The following is a 23,465-nucleotide window of genomic DNA, read 5'->3' on the forward strand; positions in this document are numbered from 1 at the left end:
GAGTTTGCCAATTCTTCAATTACAAAAAGAAAAAGGAACAGTTGAAAACCGGAATGTTCCGTTTTCAACTGTTCCCTATTATATCTTCAGCCTGGAAATATTTTAGCAGAAATTTCCCCTAATCTTCGGCGTAAAATTCATTCAGCGAAATTATGTCAGTCGAATTACAAACCGGGCAGTTTTTCTCGTTGTGAGGCAATAAGTTGAATTTTGCCTGGCACGATTTGCAATAAAACCAGTTATCGTCAAACTGAAAATTACCGCCACGGATGATCAGGTCCTTCCCTTCCACCATGGACCGGGCCACTTTGTTGCGGGCCGATTCATAAATCCGGGTCAGGGTAGGACGCGACACTTCCATGCAAACAGCAGCTTCTTCCTGTGTCAGGTTTTCGTAATCCAACAACTTGATGGTTTCGTATTCTTCAAAGTAAAGAATAATTTGTTCCGATCTGTTTTTCGGCCCGTAAACGGATAAACCTTTAATCGAGGGGGGGGCCAGGAGCCGACGATCTCTTTTTTTCCTTGGCATTATAAGTGATTTATTTTTCGCAACAAATAATGATCGGCCAACACGAGTGCGGCCATAGCTTCAACAATGGGCACCGCCCGCGGCAATACGCAGGGATCGTGGCGACCTTTGGGGTTGATCAGGGTCTCATTTTCGTCCTTATCTACCGTCTGCTGTTCTTTCAGCAGGGTAGCAATTGGTTTGAAGGCGACATTGAAATAAATGTCCTCTCCGTTGCTGATCCCTCCCTGGATACCTCCGGAGTGGTTTGTTTTTGTGCGGATACCCGATTCGGTTTTCACAAAAACATCGTTGTGTTCTGAACCGGAAAGCCTTGTGCCATCGAAACCCGAACCGTATTCAAAACCTTTTACCGCATTGATCCCCAACATGGCATGTCCGAGGTCGGCATGCAGCTTATTGAAAACCGGCTCGCCCAAGCCAACCGGGACTCCAGTGACAACTCCCTGAATAACTCCGCCAACCGTATCGTGGTTGCGCCCGGCTTCTTCAATACGGGCAATCATGCGTTCAGCAGTTTCGGCATCCGGGCAGCGGACAATATTCGAATCAATCAAGCTCAGGTCAAGCTCCTGGTAGCTTTTTTTCAGTTCCACCTCCCCTACCCGGTAAACAAAAGCGTGGATGCTGATGCCCACCTGGCGGAGCAGCAATTTGGCAATGGCGCCTGCCACCACACGGGCTATCGTTTCGCGGGCCGACGAACGGCCACCACCACGATGATCACGGCTACCGTATTTTTTCTGATAGGTATAATCGGCATGCGAAGGCCGGAATACATCTTTCAGGTTGCTGTAATCGTTCGAATGCTGATCTTTGTTCCAGATCACAAAACCAATAGGGGTTCCCTGTGTTTTTCCTTCAAAAATACCTGATAAAAACTCCACCTGGTCCGACTCCATCCGCTGCGTGGTAATCTTCGACTGCCCGGGTTTGCGCCGATCCAATTCATGTTGAATGAATTCGAGATCGATTTCTACGCCAGCGGGGCAACCATCAATCACACCACCAATACCACGACCATGCGATTCACCAAACGAAGTCAACCGGAATACTTGTCCAAAGCTATTCATGCCTACAAATTAAAAAGATTGCTCCTGACACGTCAGAAGCAACAAAAGAGGTTAAATAAATTCAATTAACAGCCACAGCCGCAGCCACCATGCGATTTTTCGGTCGAGCATGACTCATCGTCACAGCCACAGCCACCTTCTCCGCTACCGCAGCCACCACTTCCGCAACCACCACTTCCGCAACCAACGGTAGCTGCAATTTCTTCATCGGTAGCATCGCGTACTTCCAGTATTTCGCCTTTGAAGAACAGATCTTCACCGGCCAGGGGATGGTTGAAGTCCATTTTCACGACATCGTCCGACACGTTCAGCACCAACCCGTTCATCCGCTGTCCGCTGGTGCTCATCATGGGCACGGTATTTCCTACTTTCACGATTTCGTCATCAAAATTACCATCGATCATGAAAATGTTTTTCGGCAATTCGATGATCGCATTTTCATCCACTTCACCGTAAGCGTCTTCACATGCCAAATTTATTTCGAATGATTTTCCTTGTTCCAGACCTTCCAACAGAGCTTCAAACTTGGGGAGCATAATACCTGCCCCATATACAAAGTTTAATGGTCTCTCAGCGGTTGCCTGCTCGATCATTTCCCCATCAGCGCCTACGACCCTTAAATCGTAGGTCAACGAAACCATTTTGTTTTTAGTAATTGCCATATCAAATTATTTAGATTGATTTTTAATAATTAAACCACAAAGAAATAAAATTCATTTATATTATAAAACACGACCGCATTCCCTTAACAACATTTAAGGATAACATCATAAACCACAGTTTCCGGCGCATCGCGAATAACGGCCAAAACTAGTAAACATTTGTTGGAAGGAATGGTTTGATCACAGTTGAAAATACTTTACTCCAATAGAGTGCCCGCACCAGCAAAAAACCGTCTAACCTAATTATCGAACCAGCTGCGTTGTTTGTTCACCTTCAAGTCCTTCAACATTGACGACGAAGCATTGAGTGTGAAACTGTAACTTTTACGCTGACCAAAAGGCACAAAGTTGAAACTCATGCTCCAGCAATGCAGGCTCCGGGTAAGATTAAAGGTTGTAAAAGAAAAAGCTTTGGCCTGGACATCGAAGTTGGTCGTTAACGACATGTTCCATTTTTCGGTCAGGCTCATGCGGCCGTTAAAATTGATACTTTGGTTAATAGTCGATTTGGTAAACGGGTTTGATTTGTTATAACTTAAACTGTAGTCGAACCGAAATTCCCAAGGGATATTGAAATCATAGTAGGCAGGGCCGCTCATCATCGCTACCGGCAATTCCGTTTCCGGTTCTCCCGCTTCAGGTTCCTGCCCGGGCACAGCACCGGCTCCCTGGTTATCATCTTTTTTCGATTTGAATGACATTCCAAACGAAAGATTGGCATTGGTCAATCGGCCCAACTTCCCCAGTCCCGACTTATGGTTCCAAACATACTCGTTGATCAGGCTCCTGCCGGTAGCATCGGTCATGTATGGATTCAACGTACCTCCAAAGTTGACACTGACCCCACCAATTGTAGTCCGTCCGCGAATGCTAATATTGCTCATGTTCAGCGAGTCGGCCACCAAGTTGTAGGAAGCACTAATCCCCAGATTATCAATGATTTTTACTTTTTTAAATTTCTCTTCACTGTTCGAGGTATCATTTTTTGCAACCATTTTGGCTTCCAGGTTGTTGGCCAAGCTTAAACTGATGGAACCACTTTCTCCTCGCCCGGTAGAACCAAATACGGCGCCCTCAAAACGATTGTAAAAAATTTCCTTCCCGTTCTCATCAACATAACTGTCCCAAAAACCATATTTAGGATCGCCAAAGTCCGGCCGATAACTAAAGCTCATCGAAGGCGTAATTTTGTGGCGGATGGCTTTAATTCTTGAATTCGGGTTTTTCATCAGATACATCCCGTAAATGTTCGTAGATGAGCTCAGGCTATATGAATATTCATAATTGCGTTTAAAGCCATAAACTGTATCGACAAACATTTCGCTTTTTCGGGCTACTTGGTCGAAGTAATACCTTTTATTCAGCTCGTTGGTGTACCAACGTTCCGAGTAGTTGAAACTCGGGCTCAGGTTGATATACTTGAGCAGGTTGAAACTTGGCAACGTAATCGGGATCGAATGCTTCCAGCCGTTACGCCAATCTTTAATCAGCGATTGTTCCAGGATGACATCTTCCTTCGCAGTGATCGAGTTTTTAATATTCCCTGTATAGCTTAAGCCGATTTTTTCATACCATTTTAACTTTCCGGAACGAACCTTAGCACGAAACGGATATTGTTTCGCCATGGAAAAAGTCATTTCCGGAAAGCTCAGCGTCATGGTTGAGTCGGAGGAATTTTGCGAATGCCTGAAGTTGACCGACATATTGAAGGGTGAATTTTCCCATTTCTTGGAATAAGAAATACTCGATGATTTTTGGGTACTCAGGTAACTACTGATTTCATTTGAGTTTTCACGGTCGTAACTGGTGGTTGACAAATTTACGTTGGCTGAGAAAGTTTGATTCGGGTTGGCCTTGCTGTCTTGCGAATGCGACCATCTGATACTGAAACCCGGGCTCCGGCTGTAGTCGGGCAATCCCTTTTCGCTGTATTTGTTCACATTATAGCGCAGATCAACGTTCCCCGAAAATTTATATCTCTTTTTGTAGTTTGAATGAAGGTTGGTCCCCCACGAACCTTTCGAATAAATATCCCCTTTCATGGTCAGATCGAAAAACTGCCCTGCAGCCCAGTAATATCCCCCTTCACGCAGAAAAAAACCGCGGTTTTGCTCTTCACCATATGTTGGGATAATGATCCCTGACGAATAGGTGGGCGAGTTTGGGAAAAAACCAAAAGGCAGGATCGGAAAATAAATCGGAAAATCTTCCAGCACCATATAAGCCGGTCCGGTTATAATTTTTTTATTCGAAATCACCTTGGCACGTGTCATGTGCAGGTAAAAATGTGGATGATCGGCATCGCAGGTGGTATATTTTCCGTTTTTCAGGATGAAAGCATCCTTGTCAATTTTTTTTGTCCGTTCGCTGTGAACATACCCCTCCCCCTGTTCGGTTTTCACATCCTGAATAATCCCTTTCTGAGTTTCAAAATTATACCGGAGCACTTTACACTCAAATTCGTCGGAGCCATCCTTAAAAACCGGCGATCCCTGCATCACCCCAACCGAATCGGGCAACCCTTCAGCGTAAACTTCTTTGGTATTCAGGTCAAGTTCAATGTAATCTGCCTTTAGCTCAATCGATTGATAGGTCACCAGACCATCCTTGTACAGATATACTTTCTTTCCATCCAAGGCAACAATAATAGAGTCGGTAGCATTGTAAATTATTGGGGCTTCCAGTACCGGGGATTTTGTAGAATCGGCGGCGGGAACAGCTACACTATCGGCAACCACCAGGGTTTCACCAACAAGCAGGCTATCCTGCAGGATTAATGGATTGAGTTCTGCTGACCGGATAGAGTCGGACAACACTTGTGCGCCCACACCAATGGGAAGGAAGGCTAACACAAACAAATATGTTTTCAGTTTTCGTATCAAAACAGATGCTAAAAAGCCTTCATGGCTGATTGGTCTGCAAAAATATAAATTCGTCGCCGACAATAGGGTGAACAAATGCAAAATAATTTTAATATTTCTATTTTTGTTTGACCCTATCTTTATTCAATATGGACAAAAAACTCATAGTTGGCTTATTGTTAAGCCTTTTGGCTTGTTGCATCCAAGGGCCCGTGCAATCAAAGGATGTTCCGGGCAAGCCCTTTACGGTGGTGATTGACCCCGGGCATGGCGGACAGGACCCGGGAGCGGTTTACCGTAACATCCGCGAAAAAGATATTGTTTTAAAACTCGGGCTTAAACTGGCCGATTATATCCGGGAAAACATGCCAGATGTGCAGATTGTCTTCACCCGCGACAAAGATGTTTTTATCCCGCTGCACCAGCGTGCTGCCATTGCCAACAACAGCCATGCCGACCTGTTTATCTCACTTCATGCCAATTATTGCGGAACTCCTTCCATTACCGGCACCGAAACATTCGTTCTTGGACTCCATCGGTCGGAAGAAAACCTGGAGGTAGCAAAAAAAGAGAACTCGGTTATTCTGCTGGAAGAGGATTATTCCACCCGCTACGAAGGTTTTGATCCGAATTCATCCGAATCGTACATCATGTTTGAAATGGTTCAAGACGAATATCTCGATCAAAGCATTAGTATGGCAGCTTTTATCCAGGATCAATTTAAAAATCGCGCTGCCCGGAAGGACCGCGGAGTAAAACAAGCTGGCTTTCTGGTACTGCGTCGGACCAGTATGCCAAGCGTACTGATAGAAGCCGGCTTTTTGAGCAATCCCGGCGAAGCCCAATACTTGAATTCGGATGAAGGACAATCCTATCTTGCTTCGGCCATTTACCGAGCTTTTAAAGACTATAAAATATCAGTTGATACCCGCAGCGACTATAAATTAGTAACGCAACAAACGGCTCAATCGCGAACTGAGCAAATTTCAGCTCCGGTTGAAAAAGGAACAAATACCTCCCCCGCAGCGAACAGGAAAATAACATTTAGTGTACAACTGGCCGTTATATCAACCCGAATAGAGCCAACGCCGTCAAATTTTAATGGGCTGACCCCTGTCTTTGTGCGCGAACAAAACGGAATGTTCAAGTATTTTTATGGGCGCGAAAGTTCGTACGAAGAAATTTTGAAACGAAAAAATGAAGCGGCCAAGCATTTTCGTGATGCCTTTATCACTGCTTTTGAACTTGACAACCAGATACCTCTGAAAAAAGCACTACGAAAATCAGACCAGTGAGAAATGGCAGTCGGTTTGTTTTCCAGCAGAATGCTTCTTAATATTGTATAACGAAACCAGAAACAAACAGTCCACAGTTGCAAGCCCGGCACTGCATTGAAATGCTGCCGAACACACTATATAGAAACAAAAACATTCGATCAAAACAACAAAAATTCCCGTCAGATGAAGGTATCAAAATACACCAAACTCGGAATTCTGATCATATTTAGTATCGCTGTTTTTATTTGGGGAATGAATTACCTGAAAGGAATTGATTTTTTCAAAAAGAACACGGTATATTATGCTCTCTATGACCATATTGACGGACTGGTTACATCCAGCGCAGTCATGATGAACGGGTATCAGGTTGGGCAGGTCAAGGAAATAAATTTCTCCGGAAGGAATGACGGCAGCTTGCTGGTGACTTTTTCACTGGAAGGGGATTTTAAAATCCCTCAAGGCTCCGAAGCCCGGATCGTTTCGAGCGATATCATGGGGACAAGATCAATCAAGCTGCTGATTAATCCTTCGGATAATTATTATTCGTCTTACGATACCATTCCGGGCAGCATTGAAGGTGATTTAAAAGAACAGGTGAGCATGCAGGTGCTTCCACTGAAAAACAAAGCAGAACAGTTGCTGGCTTCGCTCGATTCGGCCATCACTGTGGTTACTTATATTTTTAATGCCGAAGCCCGTAAAAATCTATCCGAAAGTTTTGCCCACATTAACCAAACCATTCTAAACCTTCAGCAAACGTCAGCCCAATTCAACACCCTTATGCAGGCAGAAAGCGGCAATATTCAAGCTATCATCGGCAACCTTAAACAAGTGAGTGAAACGCTGAGTGGCAGTTCGGCAAATTTCGCCAACATTGCCGAAAATTTCTCAGCAATAAGCGACAGCCTGGCTGCCGTTCAACTTACAGCCATGATGGAGGACATTGTCAGTTCGGTCAATGGACTGGAACAGATCATCGCTAAAATAAACAACAAAGAAGGCTCTGCGGGTATGCTGATCAACGATCCGCAACTATACAACAACCTGACCCTGGTCAGCCAAAGTCTGGACAACCTGCTGAACGACATTCGTAACAACCCAAAGCGCTACGTTCACTTCTCTGCCTTCGACCTCGGCAAGGATGTTTATATTTCTACCCGAGAACCGGAAAAACAGGCTAGTTCCGACTACTCATTCAAAGTCCATTTAATTTCGAGCCCAACCCGGCTAAACACCAATCTGGAGCTGTTCGACAATCTACCAAAAGTGGAGGAAGTAGAAGTTTCAGGGGTATATAATTACTTGATTGGCAATACCAGCAACCTGGAGGAGATTTTTGAACTACACAAACAGGCTATGCATGTTTTCCCCGATGCTACTATTATTTCTTTCAAAAACGAACGGCAAGTCAAGCTGGAAAAAGCTTTACGTAAAACAAACAAATAGTACTATTCATAATAAATATTCCAAAATCATTCATTAACTACCTTTATTACGGTTAGTTACAACTGTAATCGGCGCAAATATCTACATATCAATCGATTGCAAAACAGCTAAAAAAAAATCAAATTTAAATGCCTGACTTCTAAAGCCATTATAATTATTTTTAAAAAGTCAAGGCTATTTTCATTTTTTTAATACTTTTTTTTTCAACAATTTTGTTTCCGGGAAAAAAAACAGGGAAAATTTTTGTCGAATTATTTTTAAATCCTGCTGTTCAAAATGAGTAATAATCATCTTGCTGTATGGAATCGTTGTCTGTCAGTTATAAGGGACAACGTTCCGGCAATCAGTTTCAAAACATGGTTTGAGCCAATCTTGCCACTAAAAATTGACAATCAGGTATTGACCATCCAGGTGCCCAGTCCGTTTTTTTACGAATATCTGGAAGAACAATACATTGATCTGTTAAGAAAAACCCTTCGAAAAGAGGTTGGCCAGGAGGCCAAACTTGAGTATGTTGTGGTAATGGGCAACAACCAGTCGAATTCACAACCTTATACGGTAAAATATCCGACAAACAATAACACCAAAATACAGAATAAACCGCTTAGCCTGCCCCTAAATAATGAGGGAAAGCCATCGATTAAAAATCCGTTTATCATTCCGGGCATCCAAAAACTACAGGTTGACCCGCAACTAAAGCCGGACAACACTTTCGAAAATTTTGTGGAAGGAGAATGTAACCGACTGGCTCGCAGCGCTGGTTACGCCGTTTCGCAAAACCCGGGAGGAACTGCTTTTAACCCCTTGATGATTTACGGGAACTCAGGTTTAGGAAAAACCCATCTGGCCCATGCGATTGGCATTGAGGTAAAAGAACGCTATCCGGACAAGGTGGTTCTTTACGTCAACGCCAATAAATTTCAGACGCAATTCACCGAAGCCGTTCGGAATAATAATCGAAATGATTTCCTGCATTTTTATCAGATGATTGATGTGCTTATTTTGGACGACGTACAGGAATTTGCCGGAAAGGAAAAAACGCAGGAAACTTTCTTTCACATTTTCAACCATTTACACCAAAGTGGCAAGCAACTTATTCTGACCTCCGACAAGCCGCCAATCGAGTTGAAAGGGATGGAGCAACGCTTGCTTTCGCGCTTCAAATGGGGGCTGACTGCCGATTTACAAATACCGGATTTTGAAACGCGGATGGAAATCCTGAAACGAAAAATATACAAAGACGGTATAGAAATCAGCGATGAAGTGTTGGAATATATCGCTTCGCACATTAATAATAATGTACGCGAACTCGAAGGGGCGCTGGTTTCGCTGTTGGCCCAATCCACACTGAATAAAAAGCAAATCACGCTGGAACTGGCCAGCGAAATGATCAACAAACTGGTAAAAAGCTCGAAACGGGAACTGTCGATCGATTATATTTCGAAAGTGGTTTGCGATTACTTCAACCTGCCGGTTGACCATTTGCAAACTAAAACCCGGAAACGCGAAATTGTGCAAGCACGCCAACTGGCCATGTATTTTTCGAAAAGCATGACCAAGTCGTCGCTCGCTTCCATCGGTTCGCAAATTGGTAAAAAGGACCATGCTACAGTGCTCCACGCTTGCAAAACCGTAAGTAATCTGATGGAAACCGACAAAGGGTTCCGCAGTTTTGTCGATGAAATCGAGAAAAAATTAAAAATGTAAATAGAAAAAGGCAGGTCATTTTTGATCTGCCTTTTTTACAGGATAAAGGAATGACTGACTCATACCTGACCATTGCAAAACCTGTTGAAGGACTATTCAAAGACAAAGGCAGCAAATTCCTGGCCTTTGCCTACCCGGTAAGCTCTGAAGAGGAAATTAAAGAATATGTACAAACCCTTAAAAAGGAACACTTCCAGGCACGCCACCACTGTTTTGCCTGGCGATTGGGTGCCGATAAAACCCAGTTCAGGGCGAATGACGACGGAGAACCTTCCTCGACTGCCGGCAAGCCCATCCTGGGCCAAATTCAACGCCTCGATCTGACCAACATTCTGATTGTGGTCGTTCGCTATTTTGGCGGAACCCTACTTGGAGTGAGCGGATTGATCAATGCTTACCGGGCTGCTGCTGCCGACACCCTTGCGCATGCCGAAATCATCGAAAAACTGGTAGAGGTTCCATTTTGGGTAGAATTCGATTATTTAAACATGAACAGCGTCATGAAAATTTTCAAGGATGAAAACCTGCCACAAGAAAAGAACGAGTTTGATTTGCGCTGCCGGATCAAAACTTCCATCCGGCAGGGAGAGGCCGAACGACTTTTTGAAGCCTTCAGAAAAATTGAAGGGGTTGTCATTCAACCGCTAACATAAGCTGTTCTTGTTAATAAATTGATGAAAAGTCATGCCCAAAATCATTCATTTTGTAACTAACAGCCATTAAATTTGAATTTTGATGAAACATCCAGTAATTCGATATGAATTTTCCCAAGGTGGTCCCAACCACTTCAATCGAGTTTTCCCAAATTACGGATCAGACATCAACATTTTGAGCAGTTACTTTGTGAAGAATTGGTTGCCTGGCCAAATTGCCGGGAACAAAAAACCAGCAGTGAATCTTATTCCTGTTGGTTTTTTTTTAGAAATAGGAACCATAAACAATTACCCGATAAATGAAGAAAGATTTAATTTCAATCATGGACTATTCGAAGGAAGAATACCTTCGAATTATGGAATTGGCCGCCGAATTTGAGCAAAATCCCAACCAACGGCTGCTCGAAGGTAAAGTGGTTGCAACCTTGTTCTTCGAACCCTCCACCCGCACCCGCCTGAGTTTCGAAACAGCGATCAACCGGCTTGGCGGCCGGATTATTGGCTTTTCCGATTCCAACTCATCGAGCGTAACCAAAGGCGAGACCCTGCACGACACCATCCGCATGGTATCCAATTATGCCGACCTGATTGTGATGCGTCACCCGCTGGAAGGCAGCGCACGGTATGCCGCCGAAATTTCCAGCGTTCCGATTATCAATGCCGGCGACGGGGCCAACCAACACCCCACCCAAACCCTGCTGGATATGTATTCGATTATCAAAACCCAGAAAACCCTCGACAACCTGAACATATTTATGGTAGGCGATCTGAAATACGGACGCACCGTGCATTCGTTGCTGATGGCTATGTCGCAGTTTGAAAACCCAATTTTCAACTTCATTGCCCCGGATGAATTGCAAATGCCCGACGAATACAAAATCCACCTGCGCGAACAAGGTATCCGGTATTTTGAACACCGCGAATTCACTGATTTTATCTCGGAGGCCGACATTGTCTATATGACCCGCGTTCAGAAAGAACGTTTTTCTGACCCCATTGAATATGAACAGGTAAAAAATGTTTATATCCTGCGCAACAGTATGCTAAAAAATACGAAGCCCAACATGCGTATTCTGCATCCGCTACCCCGTGTAAACGAAATCCACCCGGATGTTGACAAGAATGAAAAAGCCTACTATTTTGAACAAGCCCGAAACGGTATTTTTACCCGCGAGGCTATCATTGCACATACCCTGAACTTAATTTAGCACGCCATGAACGATCCGATAAAGAAGAAACTAAAACTGAAAGTCAGCGCCATTAGTGAAGGCACAGTAATTGACCACATTCCGGCCGAAAACTTGTTTAAGGTTATCTCCATTCTTGAGCTGGACAAAACCCACAACATGATCACTTTCGGGGCCAACCTTGACAGCGACAAGCTGGGAAGGAAAGCCATCATTAAAGTGTCGAACCAGTTTTTTGAGGATGACGACATCAACCGCATAGCGCTGATTGCCCCTCACGCCAAGCTAAATATCATCCGCGACTACGAAGTTGTGGAGAAACGAATCGTGGAAGTGCCCGAACAGGTGGTCGGGATTGTCAAGTGCTTCAATCCCAAATGCATCACCAACAACGAAGCGATTACCACATCGTTTACCGTCCTGCACAAAGAACCGCTTGCGCTAAAATGCAAATATTGCGAGAAGATCACCCATGAGCACCAGATGGTGATCAAATAATCAATAAATATGTAGGAATAGCCTGCATGGCTGTTATTCAAATGATAAATATTGAGATGGAAGCTATTTTTGAGAAAACACTCGTTGAAATACAATTGTTGGTTGAGAAAAGTCCGGAGGATTTACTGCTCCGGATCTGCCAGATACTAAAAGAATGTATCTACCATTACGACTGGGTAGGTTTTTATGTACTGGAAAATGGAGGGTTGGTACTGGGTCCCTATGTTGGCAAGCCAACCGAGCATACACACATTGCTATCGGGAAAGGGATTTGCGGACAAGTAGCCGAGAAAAAAGAAACGATGGTGGTACAGGATGTCACACAGGTGGACAATTACATTTCGTGCGGTCTGGATGTGCAGTCTGAAATTGTGGTGCCCATTCTGAAAAACGGCGAATTTGTTGCCGAACTCGATATCGACAGCCACTCTCCTGCACCGTTCAGGGATGATGACAGCTTGTTTCTGGAAAAGGTTTGTGCCCTGCTTTCCGATAAGTTTTGAAAAAAAAAGTTCGCCGGGCAAGCCGGCGAACTAATATTTTTTCCATCTACAAAGTCAATCCTTAGTAACGGTCACGGTCGCGTCGTTGCTGTGGACGTTGCTGGGGACGCTGAAAACGATCCGAGCGTTCAGGACGGCTGCTTCTTTCTTTTGGTTTAGCCTGGTTCACTTTAATATTCCGGCCGCGAACATCAGCGCCATCCAGTTTTTCAATAGCCTCGGCGCCTTCGCTCTCATCGGCCATTTCAACGAAACCAAACCCTTTGGCGCGTCCGGTCTCCTGGTCTTTTACAATTTTCACAGAAACAACTTCACCATACTGGGAAAACAATTCTGCCAATTCTTCTTCCTTGAGGTTGTAGTTCAGATTACCTACGTAAATGTTCATAATTGAAAGATAAAAATTAAATAAATAATAAACGCACCTGGCAGAACCATTTACCTTCGGACTGAAGATCGATCTTTTGGGAAACGAGAGATTAACTGCAACCTAAAAGCTAAAGCCCTGCCTTGTAAAACACAATTTAAGTCAAAGAAATGGTTATGAAAGAAAATCGTTTAACATGAAAGGGATATTTACTTCACATGAAAAAGAACTTTACAAGTCATTACACCATAGCTCTATACAAAAATAAAGATTGTTTTGGATCTGCAAGTCTCCTGCCGGTTTTTTTTACATCATTTTCAGGTTACCGAAAACAGGCGGCAAAACACCTTAATCGACATATAAAACCAACCCTTTCAGGTATTCACCCTCCGGATGGTACATATTGATGGGGTGATCGGCAGGTTGTGTCAGCTGATGCAGGATGCGCACTTTACGCCCCGAGATGGCCGCTCCAGAAAAAACTGCCTCGCGGAATTTATCTTTGGTTACCACTTGCGAACAGCTGAAGGTAAAAACAATTCCCCCCGGACGAACTTGCTCGAAGGCCTTTGCGTTTAGCCGTTTGTAGGCCTGCAGGGCTTGGTGCAATGCGTTTCGGTGTTTGGCAAAGGCAGGTGGATCAAGAATGATCAGGTCGTACTTATCTTTGATGTCGCGCATGAAACTAAAGGCATCGGCTACAAAGGCCTCGTGACGCGGGTCATTTTCAAAGTTCAATTCAACATTTTGGTTGGTCAGGTCGATGGCTTTTGCCGAAGAATCAACCGAATGTACCAGGTTGGCGCCGCCACGCATAGCATAAAACGAAAAACCACCGCTGTAGCAAAACATGTTCAGTACATCGCGGCCTTGGGCATACTCCTGCACCAACCGCCGGTTTTCGCGTTGATCGATAAAGAAGCCGGTTTTCTGGCCTTCTACCCAGTCAACCCGAAATGCCTGACCATATTCTTTTACAATAGTTGGCTCGGAAGTTCCGAGCAGATAACCGTTTTCGGGTTTCAAGTCGGCCTTGAACGGCAAGGTTTTGTCGCTTTTATTGTACACCGCCTGTAACTGCTCGCCCAGCAATTCTTTCAGCAGTTGTGCCAATTCATTTCGGATCAGATACATCCCAACAGAATGAGCCTGCAATACGGCTGTCCCGTTGTAAAAGTCAACAATCAGCCCGGGAAGCCCGTCGCCTTCGCCATGGACCAGGCGAAATACGTTGGTGTCGGTACTATCGAGAAGGCCAAGCGCCCGGCGCAGGCTAACGGCTTCGGCCAGCTTTTTCTTCCAAAAGGCCGAATCAACCGGTTCGTCGGTAAACGTAACAATACGCACAGCAATAGAACCAATTTGGTAATGCCCCGTGCCCAAAAATTCGCGGGTATTGGAAACTACTTTCACCAGGTCGCCCTCTTGAACTGTACCTTCAATTTCTTTGATTGCCCCGGAGAAAACCCAGGGATGGAAACGCTTGAGCGATTGTTCTTTTGTTGATTTAAGAACAACGGTCGCTTTCGTATTTGTCATGATTGTTTGGCAGCTAATGAATGAAATATTTCGTAGGAAACCCAGGCATCGGTAGCAGCATAGCGTTGCTGCGCCTCGGTAAGGCCGTCGCTTTCCCAATTGGTGAGGCGCTGCGATTTGGAGATGCGCATGCCCAATACGATGCCGGCTATTTTTTTGAGGCTGAAATCCTGGATGCCATAGTCTTTCACTTCTTCCTGAAGTTCGACAAAACCGGCAGGTTTGAAATGGCCCAGGCGTTGCAGGGCTTTAACATCGTCGCGAATGGCCACACCCACTTTTAAAATATCCGGATCGGAAAGAATCGCTTTCAGCCCGGCAGGCAGTCCGGTAACGTTAAGCCGGAACAGGAAAGCCTTTTCGCCGCTCGAAAGTTGCAGCAAGGCCACCCGGTTAACCTGCCCGCGTTTAAACGAAGGTTTTGTTTCGGTATCGAACCCAAGCACTTCGGATTGCGACAAATACGACAAAGCGGCCTGCAGGGTGCGTTCATTTTCCACGAGGACAATTTCCCCTTCAAACGATTTCAATGGCAATTCGTCCAATTCTTCTTTGGTGATACTTTCCTGAAACATTCTCTTCTAATCTATCTCGTTATTAAACAAACTATTCAACCAATCGGGCTTGTTGCTCTCTTCTTCCTCTTCTGACGGCAATCTGATCTCCTGATCAAAATCAACCGTGCTATAAATAAGCGAATGAACAGCGCGCAAACTGTTTACCAATTTCTGCCCCCAGTAGTTCTTGAAGTTGTCCTGGCATTCCCACAACGATTCCTGCATCACCAGCTCATCGCCGGTACGGTAGAGCATGATAAAATCTTTCAGGTCCTGGTAAATATCGGCCAGGTTTTCTGAAATGCTCGCTGTCAGCGGAGCATCGCTAAACTGCATGTCCGCATCAAATACCTCCTGGTAATCATCGTGTTCGCCCAGCAAATTCATGATCCGCTGCTGCAGGAAATTATAGTCCACCTCGGTTACCGACTTTTCCAGTGTCAATTCTTCCGAACTGTCGAGTTCGGGCAGCAGGCTGGCCTTCAGATAAAGCAAGGGTAAAATTTTTTGCGTTTTCCCGAGCAGGGAACGTACATTTTCGCTGCCGGCGCCTTCTACAAACTTGCAGTATTCGTTGGCAACAGTCACAAACTCAATGACATTTTTAGAATAAACTAGCGGATTTAAACTTTCCTCAGACATACATCAACATTAATCCATGCAAAAGTAATAAGATTTTCTGTTATGACGGGCAAATAAACAAAAAGCCTTGCCTGCCCGCAAAAAGTCCTGTTCGTGATCAATAGTCGCTGGTTTTCGATTTCGTGTAATCGGGATATTTTACGGCTTGCTTTAACCGTGGACTGGGTCGGAAACTAATATCAGCCGATTTAATCAGGCGAAAACCATCGGTACGCGGCTCTTCAGAGGCGTGGCTTTTCAGGTTCAGGCTGAAAGTTCCCAGCTGCCCCAACTCAATGGTATGGTTATTCAGCAGCAAGTCGGGAATGAGATCGATCATCCCCACCAGGGTTCCGATAATGTCGCCCCGGCTCAGCGACGAGCGTTTTTCGAGCATATCCGCCAGCTCGTCCAGGGTTATCTTCCGGCGGTCGCAGGCCCTTGCGTAATATTTATAATGGCCGCCACCTTTTACTCCCGGGGTGGCTTGCTTTACCAATCGGTACTTTACAGTCATTTCTTCAGGTTATTTAGAATTTTTAATAGTTATCAGTTACAAATTTAATACGTATAAAAATATTTTTTAATACTTATTAAATTATATTTTAACAAGTATCAAAAATTATTTTGACAGGTATTAAAATTTTATTACATCCTTAACCGTGATTTATTGAATCCTGATGCGAATGATTACTGCTGCCTGTAGAAATTTCTTCCGGTCGGTGCAAAAAAAATGGAGGACCTTTTCTGCGGTTACAGTGGTCCTCCATTCGTCTGTTTTTTTCCTGATTTAATCTGTGAAAATGCTATGGTTCGTAAAAAGCGCCGATGCCGGGATAGTGAAATTTTTCGCGGGCAATTTTTTCCGGGAAAATGAAGTATTTCAGGGTTGCTTCGGTGCAGAGCTTACCGGCTGAGTTAAACAGTTGTGCCTGAATGGTGGCAAGGCGCTTGTTTTGTTCCAGCAGTTTGCCCCGCAAGATAACTTTCCCCTGATCCAGGTAAACGGTATCTTTATATTTCACCTGCATTTCGGCCGTTACGCCTGCCGTTTCGCATTTGGTGTACACCACCCAGGCTGCGATTTCATCCAGCAATGTGGCCTGAATGCCGCCATGAAGCACATTTACCCAACCTGCAAATTCGGCCCGGGGATCCCATTCGGCATACAGGCCTTCGCCATCGTCCCAAAATTCAAGCTTTATCCCGATCGGATTGTGCGGCGAGCAGCCAATACACTGGTATTGCGCCGGATCGTCATGCTGATGTACATTGATAATTTTCCTCATAATTTCAATAAAAAAAGAGCCGGTTCAGCTCTTTACCCTGGTACCGGCTATTCTACTTTTTAGTTATTTCCCAAAATGAGCGGCAAGCCCTCTTTCCCGCTGCCCACGACAACTACTTTCGCGTTTGGCGATTTGGCCAGGTCGATGGTCGCTTCAATGCCCCGTTGTTTCAGGATTTGGTCTGTTAAACTGGAATTGATGATTTTGTTGAACGCTGCGATCCCCTCGGCTTCGATCCGTTTACGTTCAGCTTCGGCTGTTTCGCGGGTTAAGCGAAACTGATAGGCCAACGCTTCCTGCTCTTGTTTCAGTTTGTTTTCAATGGCGATGCGGATTTGGTCGGGCAGATTAATCGACCGGATCAACAGGGCACGCATATCAATGTTATTGGCCTCCAAAATTTCTTTGGTTTCGTTGATAATGGAGGACTCCACTTCGCTGCGCTTGGTTGAATAAATTTCTTCAGCCGTATAGCGTCCGGCCACCTGCCGCACTGACGAGCGGACTTCGGGGATAATCAGTTGTTCGACAAACCGTTTGCCGAAGATCTCGTGCAAATGGCCAATTTTTTCATACGTCGGGTTAAAACGTACAGAAACATCCACATTGAGCGACAGCCCGTTTTTATCCAGCACATCCATCGTTTCTTCGCGTTGCTGCTCTTTTACGTCGTAAACAATCAAATCATTCCAGGGGGCAATCACATGAAAGCCCGGAATATACAAATGTTCCTTATCCAGTCCGGAACCAAACGGACGGAAAATAATCCCGCGCTCACCGGGCTGGATGGTTACAAACATACTGCTGCCAAAGAAGATGAGTACCACCAATATAACAGCGCCAATAATTAAATACGATTTGTTTAAAGAATTCATTTTCGGTAAGTTTTCATTTAAGACTTTCGTAAAAATAGCAGATTTTCTGCAATTCCTGCCTATAATCATTAACATTACCGCAAACGTAACCAGCCGAACGCCAAAAGAATTGCCGAAGAATATTTTTTTCTTTAGATTTGAAACAGATCAAAACCCCCACTGCTATGATTGGCTCTTCTGAACTCATTATCAATCAGGATGGAAGTATTTTCCACCTTCATTTAAAGCCGGAACAGGTAGCCAACCAGGTGATTTTGGTAGGCGATCCGGGCCGGGTTGAGCTCATCGCCGGTTTTTTCAGTTCTGTTGAAATGAAAATTCAAAACAGGGAATTCGTATCCCTGACCGGAACCTATAACAATCAGCGCATTACGGTCATATCCACCGGCATCGGGACCGATAATATTGATATCGTCATGAACGAATTGGATGCCTTGGTGAATATCGATTTTACGACCCGCGAAATCAAACACGAAAAACGCTCGCTGCAAATCATCCGTATCGGCACTTCGGGCGGGTTGCAAGAATATTTGGGACTGAATTCATTCGTGATCTCGGAAAAAGCGATCGGCTTTGACGGACTGCTTAATTTTTATGCCGGGCGAAACCGGGTGTCCGACCTGGATTTTGAAACCCATTTTAAAGACCACGTCAACTGGAATCCACAACTGACAACCCCTTATGTGGTGAATTGTTCTGCTTCCTTATACCGAAAAATAAGCCATGGCGAGTTTACACCAGGGGTAACGATCTCGGCTCCCGGATTTTACGGACCACAGGGACGGGTATTGCGCCTGCCCATTGCCGATCCCGAAATCAACAAAAAAATAGAAAGTTTCAACTACGGAAACCATAAAATCACCAATTACGAAATGGAATGCTCGGCCATTTACGGTCTGGCGGCCTTAATGGGGCACCATGCGCTGACGGTTTGCCTGATTATTGCCAACCGGCTGAGCAAACAGTCAAATGGCGATTATCACCCGAAAATGAAAGAATTGATCAAGTTGGTACTGGACAGGTTAACGAGCTAGTTAAAAACCGATGAAAGAAGAAAAATTACAAGCACTGATTGCTTTGCTGGACGACCCGGACCAAGCTGTTTTTGAACAGGTGGAAAAAGAATTGTTGCAGGAAGACGCCGCAATCATCGGGCAACTGGAACAGATCTGGGAAACCAGCCTGGACCATCTTCTGCAATCGCGAATTGAAAACCTGGTTCAACAAATCCAGTTCAGGGAAACCAGCAAAAAAATAAAAAGCTGGTCAAAACAAATGAATGTCGATTTGTTTGAGGGATTCTTCCTGATCAGTCAGTACCAATACCCCGAACTGAAAGTAAAGGCTATAAAAAGCAAAATTCAGAAAATCAGCAGCGACGTTTGGCTCGAAATCAGCAACAAACTTACCTCCATCGAAAAAATTACAGTGCTCAACCACCTGTTTTACGATGTGCATAAGTTTACGGTAAATATGGGCAACCTGCATTCGCCGCAAAATTGTTACCTGAACCAATTGCTTGAAACGAAAAAGGGGAATCCGGTTTCTATAGCCATTCTTTATACCCTGGTGGCTCGCGAACTGGGCTTCCCGGTTCAGCTGATCGATTTTCCGCGCAACCCCTTACTGGCCTACATTGACCCCGAAACTGCCCGTAAAGCGCATGGGAAAGACTACAACTCGCCTGTACTTTTCTACATTAATCCTTCAAACAAGGGCGCCATAATTGGCAGGAAAGAGATCGATTTTTTTCTGAAAAAGAATGAGCAGGTCAACGAAGAAACGTTTTACCAACCCTGCGAAGACCGCGTGATGATAAAAAAACTACTGGAAAGTTTGATTGAAGCTTATAATTCGATGGGCTACCAGGAAAAAGTGGATGACCTCACCGCCATAGCCGGTCTTTTATAAATACAGCGTAATCACCCGACAGATTTCCGTTGAAACACCAGCTCCGGATAAACGATTTCTGCTAAGAATAAACCTTCGGAAGGCGCCGAAGCGCCGGCTGCTCCACGATCCTTCGCCTCTATGATGTCCCGAAATCCTTCCACCGAAAGCTTCCCCTGCCCTACTTCAACCAGCGTGCCGACAATTGCCCGCACCATATTCCGCAAAAAACGATCAGCTTTCACGGTAAATACCAACTGATGGCCTTTCTGTGTCCACTCCACCTGCGAAATGTGGCAAATATTGGTTTTCACATCGGTGTGCAATTTGCTGAAACTGGTAAAATCCTCGTAATCGAACAACAACCGGCAGGCTTCATTCATTTTACCCACATCCAATTTCCGGGTAAAATACCAGGAGGTCTCCTGCAAAAACGGGTCTTTGCGCTGATTGATGAAATAGTGATAGGTGCGCGAAACCGCATCAAAGCGAGCATGCGCTTCCGGACTTACCTTGGTTAAACCAAAAATCACGACATCAGCGCTTAAAAAACTATTTAATTTATAGGTAAAATCGGAGTGGTCAAGCGTTTGCTTTACCGAGTCGAAATGAGCCACAAAATAACTGGCATGGACCCCTGTGTCTGTTCTTCCGGCACCGGTAACGGCAATTGGTTCGCGGCAAATTGTGCTCAAAGCATATTCCAGCGTTTGCTGCACACTTTTAGCGTTCGGCTGTATTTGCCACCCATGAAACCGGGTTCCGTTATAAGCCAATTCAATAAAATAACGTTGTTTTAATTCCATATTTGCAGAGTAAAAAAATTACGGGCGGGTAACAATAAACAGCCCGGTTTTATTAATTTTACGGCTCTTTCGGGCGAGAATGAGCTTAACAACTTTTAACAAAGTTATACCCTTTTTTGTAGAAGGATAAATTATTTTCGTCAACCATTAAAAAAATAATAATCAAAAAATATGAATCAAGCAGTTGATATTCGTGAGCTAAACGAACGGATCCAGAAAGAAAGTTCTTTTGTGGACATAATCAGCATGGAAATGAACAAGGTGATTATTGGTCAGAAACACTTGGTGGAGAGTTTGATGATTGGTTTGCTTTCCGGCGGGCACATTTTGTTGGAAGGTGTTCCCGGTCTGGCAAAAACGCTGGCCATCACTTCGCTTTCAAAAACCATCAGCGCCGATTTTGCCCGCATTCAGTTCACGCCCGACCTGCTGCCTGCCGACTTGCTGGGAACCCTGATCTACAGTCAGAAAAATGAAGAATTTGTGGTTAAAAAGGGGCCAATTTTCACCAACTTTGTGTTGGCCGATGAGATTAACCGTGCCCCGGCCAAAGTGCAATCGGCCTTACTCGAAGCCATGCAGGAACGGCAAATCACCATTGGCGACAAAACCTTCAAACTGGAAGAGCCATTTTTGGTAATGGCCACCCAAAACCCCATTGAACAAGAAGGCACTTATCCTCTCCCGGAAGCACAGGTTGACCGTTTTATGCTGAAAGTGGTCATCAGCTATCCGCAAAAGGAAGAGGAAAAGCTCATCATTCAGCAAAACCTGCTTAAACAGTTTCCGCAGGCAATGGCCGTGTTGAAACCCGAGGACATCCTGAAAGCCCGCGACGTGGTGAAAGACGTGTACCTGGATGAAAAAATCAGCAAATATATTGTTGACATTGTATTTGCCACCCGTACCCCGGCCGAATACAAACTGGACAAATACACCGACATGATTTCTTATGGAGCATCGCCGCGTGCCAGTATCAGCCTGGCGCAAGCGGCCAAGGCCTACGCGTTTATCAAACGACGTGGCTACGTCATTCCAGAAGATGTCAGGGCTGTTTGCCCGGATGTGATGCGCCATCGGATCGGACTGAGTTATGAAGCCGAGGCGAACAATATCACTTCCGAAGAAATCATTACCGAAATCCTGAATACAGTTGAAGTTCCGTAACAGGTTGCACATTACGAATTTGGACAACCCAAAACTTGGAACTTGGAAATTGGAACTTGAAACCAGAACAAAGTGGAACACACAGAATTACTCAAGAAAGTTCGGAAGATTGAGATAAAAACCAGGGGGCTGAGCAGCAACATTTTTGCCGGCGAATACCACTCGGCCTTTAAAGGGCGTGGTATGGCTTTTAGCGAGGTGCGCGAGTACCAGTTTGGCGACGACGTGCGCAACATCGACTGGAATGTGACCGCACGCTATAATAAGCCCTTCATCAAAATCTTTGAGGAAGAACGCGAGCTGACGGTCATGTTACTGATTGATGTGAGCGGTTCACGGGATTTTGGTTCGTTTGAAAAGTTCAAAAAGAATGTGATTACCGAAATTTCGGCCATCCTTTCGTTTTCGGCCATCCAAAACAACGACAAAATCGGCGTGATTTTCTTCTCCGAAACCATTGAGAAATTCATCCCCCCAAAAAAAGGAAGATCGCATATCCTGCGCATCATCCGCGAGTTGATCGATTTTGAACCCGAAAACAAGGGTACCAATATCACCGGCGCGTTGCGCTACATGACCAACGCCATCAAAAAGCGATGCACCTGTTTTATCATTTCCGACTTCATTCAGCAGGAAACTGAATTTGAAAAGGCGCTTACCATCGCGAACAACAAACACGATGTAGTAGCCCTGCGCGTGTTCGACGAACGCGAAACCAGTCTTCCGCCAATCGGAATGATCAAGCTGAAAGATGCCGAAACCGGCCAGTATATTTGGGTGGACAGCAGCAGCAAAAAAGTGCGTGACACGTACGAAAACTGGTGGCAAACAAATACCAGTAAGCTGGATTACGCCTTCAAAAAAAGCGGCGTGGATTACGCTAACATCAACACGAAAGAAGACTATGTCAAATCCCTGATGACTTTGTTCAAAAAGCGGGGGTTAAAAGCATAAAAAATGAACGGACTCAAAATTACAGTTCTCGCTGCATGCCTTTGGGCCATTCACCCGGGAGTGGTTTCGGCCCAACAGGTGAGCACCCGTGCGGTGATCGACTCGACCCATGTGCTGATTGGCGATCAATTCAATCTACGGCTTGAAGTTGACCAGCCCCAAGGGGTGAGAGTGGATTTCCCGCAAATCGGCGATTCGCTCTCGCCAACCATCGAAGTGATTGCACAATCGCCGCTGGATACCTTTACCCTGGACGAAAGCCAGCAACTAAAAATCATCCAAAACCTGACCATCACTTCGTTTGACACTGGGCGACAAGTGGTGCCATCGTTGAAATTTGAGCTGAAATACAATAACCTGACCGATACGATCGAAAGTTTGCCAGCTGAGTTTTTTGTGCACGGGATGCCCATTGATACCACAAAAGGGCCGGTTGACATTAAAAAACCATACGCGGCCCCCGTCACCTTGAAGGAAGTTTCACCTTACATTTTGGGGGCAATCCTGATTGGCGCATTGATTTTCTTCCTGTTTTATTACATTCAGCGCCGGAAGAAAAACAAACCGGTATTTCGGAAAGCTGAAAAACCAAAAGAACCGGCACATGTAATCGCCCTCCGGCATCTGGACCAGATAAAAGAACAAAAACTGTGGCAGCAAAATCAGGTAAAAACATATTACAGCGATATTTCCGACACGCTGCGAACCTATATCGAAGAACGGTTCAGTATTAATGCCATGGAATATACCACCGACGAAACAATAAAGGCGTTTCAGACTCAACGAGGCCTGCTAAACGAAAAGAACTTCAGTGAACTGAAAAACATACTTAGCCTGGCCGACCTGGTGAAATTTGCCAAGTACGAACCCCTGCCCGATGACCACAACCTGACACTGATGAACGCTTATTTCTTTGTGAACGACACCAAGTTGGAAGAAAAGAAAACAAGCCAGACAAAGGAAAATGAACGGGACGGAGAGGAAGTTGTCCTAAAATAGTT

Annotated in this window: 24 protein-coding genes; 12 read left to right on the forward strand and 12 right to left on the reverse strand. The window is 44.9% G+C overall.

Going from position 1 to position 23,465, the window contains the following annotated elements; all coding sequences use genetic code 11:
- Positions 1-118: 118 nt before the first annotated feature.
- From N2K84_RS05690 to N2K84_RS05705, 4 genes are all read right to left on the reverse strand, one after another.
- A complete protein-coding gene (locus N2K84_RS05690) occupies positions 119-532 on the reverse strand; it encodes a DUF134 domain-containing protein (RefSeq protein WP_282590821.1) in 414 nt (137 codons plus the stop codon).
- Entirely contained in the window at positions 532-1,605 is a 1,074-nt protein-coding gene (gene aroC, locus N2K84_RS05695; RefSeq protein WP_282590822.1) for a chorismate synthase, read from the reverse strand. Before aroC ends, N2K84_RS05690 begins: the two co-directional genes overlap by 1 nt.
- 65 nt (positions 1,606-1,670) lie before the next feature.
- Positions 1,671-2,267, reverse strand: a complete 597-nt coding sequence (locus N2K84_RS05700; RefSeq protein WP_282590823.1) for an FKBP-type peptidyl-prolyl cis-trans isomerase — start codon at positions 2,265-2,267, stop codon at positions 1,671-1,673.
- 239 nt (positions 2,268-2,506) lie between these two features.
- Positions 2,507-5,119, reverse strand: coding sequence for a putative LPS assembly protein LptD (locus N2K84_RS05705; protein ID WP_282590824.1), 2,613 nt, complete (start codon positions 5,117-5,119; stop codon positions 2,507-2,509).
- Positions 5,120-5,340: 221 nt separating this feature from the next.
- Here N2K84_RS05705 and N2K84_RS05710 point away from each other — a divergent pair, with 221 nt between their 5' ends.
- From N2K84_RS05710 to N2K84_RS05740, 7 genes are all read left to right on the forward strand, one after another.
- On the forward strand, positions 5,341-6,423 hold the full coding sequence (locus N2K84_RS05710) for an N-acetylmuramoyl-L-alanine amidase family protein (RefSeq protein WP_282590825.1): 1,083 nt from the start codon (positions 5,341-5,343) through the stop codon (positions 6,421-6,423).
- Positions 6,424-6,588: 165 nt separating this feature from the next.
- Entirely contained in the window at positions 6,589-7,851 is a 1,263-nt protein-coding gene (locus tag N2K84_RS05715; protein ID WP_282590826.1) for an MlaD family protein, read from the forward strand.
- A gap of 276 nt (positions 7,852-8,127) precedes the next feature.
- Positions 8,128-9,558, forward strand: a complete 1,431-nt coding sequence (dnaA, locus tag N2K84_RS05720; protein ID WP_282590827.1) for a chromosomal replication initiator protein DnaA — start codon at positions 8,128-8,130, stop codon at positions 9,556-9,558.
- A 50-nt stretch (positions 9,559-9,608) separates the two neighbouring features.
- A complete protein-coding gene (locus N2K84_RS05725) occupies positions 9,609-10,211 on the forward strand; it encodes an IMPACT family protein (RefSeq protein WP_282590828.1) in 603 nt (200 codons plus the stop codon).
- A 299-nt stretch (positions 10,212-10,510) separates the two neighbouring features.
- Positions 10,511-11,419 (forward strand): aspartate carbamoyltransferase, encoded by a 909-nt coding sequence (pyrB, locus tag N2K84_RS05730; RefSeq protein ID WP_282590829.1) that lies wholly within the window; start codon positions 10,511-10,513, stop codon positions 11,417-11,419.
- 6 nt (positions 11,420-11,425) lie between these two features.
- The gene (gene pyrI, locus N2K84_RS05735; RefSeq protein WP_282590830.1) at positions 11,426-11,896 is read left to right on the forward strand and encodes an aspartate carbamoyltransferase regulatory subunit; all 471 of its coding nucleotides are present in this window, start codon (positions 11,426-11,428) and stop codon (positions 11,894-11,896) included.
- A 26-nt stretch (positions 11,897-11,922) separates the two neighbouring features.
- Positions 11,923-12,399: a GAF domain-containing protein gene (locus N2K84_RS05740; protein WP_282590831.1), complete on the forward strand. Its 477-nt coding sequence runs from the start codon at positions 11,923-11,925 to the stop codon at positions 12,397-12,399.
- Positions 12,400-12,460: 61 nt separating this feature from the next.
- On the opposite strand, the gene N2K84_RS05745 is transcribed toward N2K84_RS05740, so the two are convergent.
- The 7 genes from N2K84_RS05745 to N2K84_RS05775 all read right to left on the reverse strand — a co-directional run bounded on the left by N2K84_RS05745 (position 12,461) and on the right by N2K84_RS05775 (position 17,647).
- Positions 12,461-12,787: an RNA-binding regulator gene (locus tag N2K84_RS05745; protein ID WP_282590832.1), complete on the reverse strand. Its 327-nt coding sequence runs from the start codon at positions 12,785-12,787 to the stop codon at positions 12,461-12,463.
- Between the two features lie 327 nt (positions 12,788-13,114).
- The gene (locus tag N2K84_RS05750; RefSeq protein WP_282590833.1) at positions 13,115-14,305 is read right to left on the reverse strand and encodes a class I SAM-dependent rRNA methyltransferase; all 1,191 of its coding nucleotides are present in this window, start codon (positions 14,303-14,305) and stop codon (positions 13,115-13,117) included.
- A complete protein-coding gene (locus tag N2K84_RS05755; RefSeq protein ID WP_282590834.1) occupies positions 14,302-14,880 on the reverse strand; it encodes a 3'-5' exonuclease in 579 nt (192 codons plus the stop codon). The genes N2K84_RS05750 and N2K84_RS05755 overlap by 4 nt, the downstream gene beginning before the upstream one ends.
- Before the next feature lie 6 nt (positions 14,881-14,886).
- Positions 14,887-15,504, reverse strand: coding sequence for a DUF5063 domain-containing protein (locus tag N2K84_RS05760; RefSeq protein WP_282590835.1), 618 nt, complete (start codon positions 15,502-15,504; stop codon positions 14,887-14,889).
- 97 nt (positions 15,505-15,601) lie between these two features.
- Entirely contained in the window at positions 15,602-16,000 is a 399-nt protein-coding gene (locus N2K84_RS05765) for an HU family DNA-binding protein (RefSeq protein WP_282590836.1), read from the reverse strand.
- Between the two features lie 289 nt (positions 16,001-16,289).
- The gene (locus N2K84_RS05770; RefSeq protein ID WP_282590837.1) at positions 16,290-16,772 is read right to left on the reverse strand and encodes a PaaI family thioesterase; all 483 of its coding nucleotides are present in this window, start codon (positions 16,770-16,772) and stop codon (positions 16,290-16,292) included.
- Between the two features lie 59 nt (positions 16,773-16,831).
- Complete coding sequence (locus tag N2K84_RS05775) at positions 16,832-17,647, reverse strand: prohibitin family protein (protein ID WP_282590838.1); 816 nt, start codon at positions 17,645-17,647, stop codon at positions 16,832-16,834.
- A 164-nt stretch (positions 17,648-17,811) separates the two neighbouring features.
- On the opposite strand from N2K84_RS05775, the gene N2K84_RS05780 reads away from it, so the two are divergent.
- Together N2K84_RS05780 and N2K84_RS05785 are read left to right on the forward strand one after the other, a co-directional pair.
- On the forward strand, positions 17,812-18,681 hold the full coding sequence (locus tag N2K84_RS05780; protein ID WP_282590839.1) for a nucleoside phosphorylase: 870 nt from the start codon (positions 17,812-17,814) through the stop codon (positions 18,679-18,681).
- A 10-nt stretch (positions 18,682-18,691) separates the two neighbouring features.
- The gene (locus N2K84_RS05785; protein ID WP_282590840.1) at positions 18,692-19,558 is read left to right on the forward strand and encodes a transglutaminase-like domain-containing protein; all 867 of its coding nucleotides are present in this window, start codon (positions 18,692-18,694) and stop codon (positions 19,556-19,558) included.
- Positions 19,559-19,569: 11 nt separating this feature from the next.
- Here N2K84_RS05785 and truA read toward each other — a convergent pair whose 3' ends face one another.
- Positions 19,570-20,343 (reverse strand): tRNA pseudouridine(38-40) synthase TruA, encoded by a 774-nt coding sequence (gene truA, locus N2K84_RS05790; RefSeq protein ID WP_282590841.1) that lies wholly within the window; start codon positions 20,341-20,343, stop codon positions 19,570-19,572.
- A 171-nt stretch (positions 20,344-20,514) separates the two neighbouring features.
- Here truA and N2K84_RS05795 point away from each other — a divergent pair, with 171 nt between their 5' ends.
- From N2K84_RS05795 to N2K84_RS05805, 3 genes are all read left to right on the forward strand, one after another.
- Positions 20,515-21,510 (forward strand): AAA family ATPase, encoded by a 996-nt coding sequence (locus tag N2K84_RS05795; RefSeq protein ID WP_282590842.1) that lies wholly within the window; start codon positions 20,515-20,517, stop codon positions 21,508-21,510.
- Between the two features lie 72 nt (positions 21,511-21,582).
- Positions 21,583-22,464, forward strand: coding sequence for a DUF58 domain-containing protein (locus N2K84_RS05800; protein ID WP_282590843.1), 882 nt, complete (start codon positions 21,583-21,585; stop codon positions 22,462-22,464).
- 3 nt (positions 22,465-22,467) lie between these two features.
- The gene (locus N2K84_RS05805) at positions 22,468-23,463 is read left to right on the forward strand and encodes a hypothetical protein (RefSeq protein ID WP_282590844.1); all 996 of its coding nucleotides are present in this window, start codon (positions 22,468-22,470) and stop codon (positions 23,461-23,463) included.
- Positions 23,464-23,465: the final 2 nt, after the last annotated feature.

Source organism: Gaoshiqia sediminis, assembly GCF_025907915.1.
GTDB classification, from domain to species: Bacteria; Bacteroidota; Bacteroidia; order Bacteroidales; family Prolixibacteraceae; genus Gaoshiqia; species Gaoshiqia sediminis.

Bases quoted from the DNA above. Each gene is read 5' to 3' on its own strand.
- N2K84_RS05690 (WP_282590821.1), bottom strand. From the start codon at position 532: ATGCCAAGGAAAAAAAGAGATCGTCGGCTCCTGGCCCCCCCCTCGATT.
- aroC (WP_282590822.1), bottom strand. From the start codon at position 1,605: ATGAATAGCTTTGGACAAGTATTCCGGTTGACTTCGTTTGGTGAATCG.
- N2K84_RS05700 (WP_282590823.1), bottom strand. From the start codon at position 2,267: ATGGCAATTACTAAAAACAAAATGGTTTCGTTGACCTACGATTTAAGG.
- N2K84_RS05715 (WP_282590826.1), top strand. From the start codon at position 6,589: ATGAAGGTATCAAAATACACCAAACTCGGAATTCTGATCATATTTAGT.
- dnaA (WP_282590827.1), top strand. From the start codon at position 8,128: ATGAGTAATAATCATCTTGCTGTATGGAATCGTTGTCTGTCAGTTATA.
- N2K84_RS05725 (WP_282590828.1), top strand. From the start codon at position 9,609: ATGACTGACTCATACCTGACCATTGCAAAACCTGTTGAAGGACTATTC.
- pyrB (WP_282590829.1), top strand. From the start codon at position 10,511: ATGAAGAAAGATTTAATTTCAATCATGGACTATTCGAAGGAAGAATAC.
- pyrI (WP_282590830.1), top strand. From the start codon at position 11,426: ATGAACGATCCGATAAAGAAGAAACTAAAACTGAAAGTCAGCGCCATT.
- N2K84_RS05740 (WP_282590831.1), top strand. From the start codon at position 11,923: ATGGCTGTTATTCAAATGATAAATATTGAGATGGAAGCTATTTTTGAG.
- N2K84_RS05745 (WP_282590832.1), bottom strand. From the start codon at position 12,787: ATGAACATTTACGTAGGTAATCTGAACTACAACCTCAAGGAAGAAGAA.
- N2K84_RS05750 (WP_282590833.1), bottom strand. From the start codon at position 14,305: ATGACAAATACGAAAGCGACCGTTGTTCTTAAATCAACAAAAGAACAA.
- N2K84_RS05755 (WP_282590834.1), bottom strand. From the start codon at position 14,880: ATGTTTCAGGAAAGTATCACCAAAGAAGAATTGGACGAATTGCCATTG.
- N2K84_RS05760 (WP_282590835.1), bottom strand. From the start codon at position 15,504: ATGTCTGAGGAAAGTTTAAATCCGCTAGTTTATTCTAAAAATGTCATT.
- N2K84_RS05765 (WP_282590836.1), bottom strand. From the start codon at position 16,000: ATGACTGTAAAGTACCGATTGGTAAAGCAAGCCACCCCGGGAGTAAAA.
- N2K84_RS05770 (WP_282590837.1), bottom strand. From the start codon at position 16,772: ATGAGGAAAATTATCAATGTACATCAGCATGACGATCCGGCGCAATAC.
- N2K84_RS05775 (WP_282590838.1), bottom strand. From the start codon at position 17,647: ATGAATTCTTTAAACAAATCGTATTTAATTATTGGCGCTGTTATATTG.
- N2K84_RS05780 (WP_282590839.1), top strand. From the start codon at position 17,812: ATGATTGGCTCTTCTGAACTCATTATCAATCAGGATGGAAGTATTTTC.
- N2K84_RS05785 (WP_282590840.1), top strand. From the start codon at position 18,692: ATGAAAGAAGAAAAATTACAAGCACTGATTGCTTTGCTGGACGACCCG.
- truA (WP_282590841.1), bottom strand. From the start codon at position 20,343: ATGGAATTAAAACAACGTTATTTTATTGAATTGGCTTATAACGGAACC.
- N2K84_RS05795 (WP_282590842.1), top strand. From the start codon at position 20,515: ATGAATCAAGCAGTTGATATTCGTGAGCTAAACGAACGGATCCAGAAA.
- N2K84_RS05805 (WP_282590844.1), top strand. From the start codon at position 22,468: ATGAACGGACTCAAAATTACAGTTCTCGCTGCATGCCTTTGGGCCATT.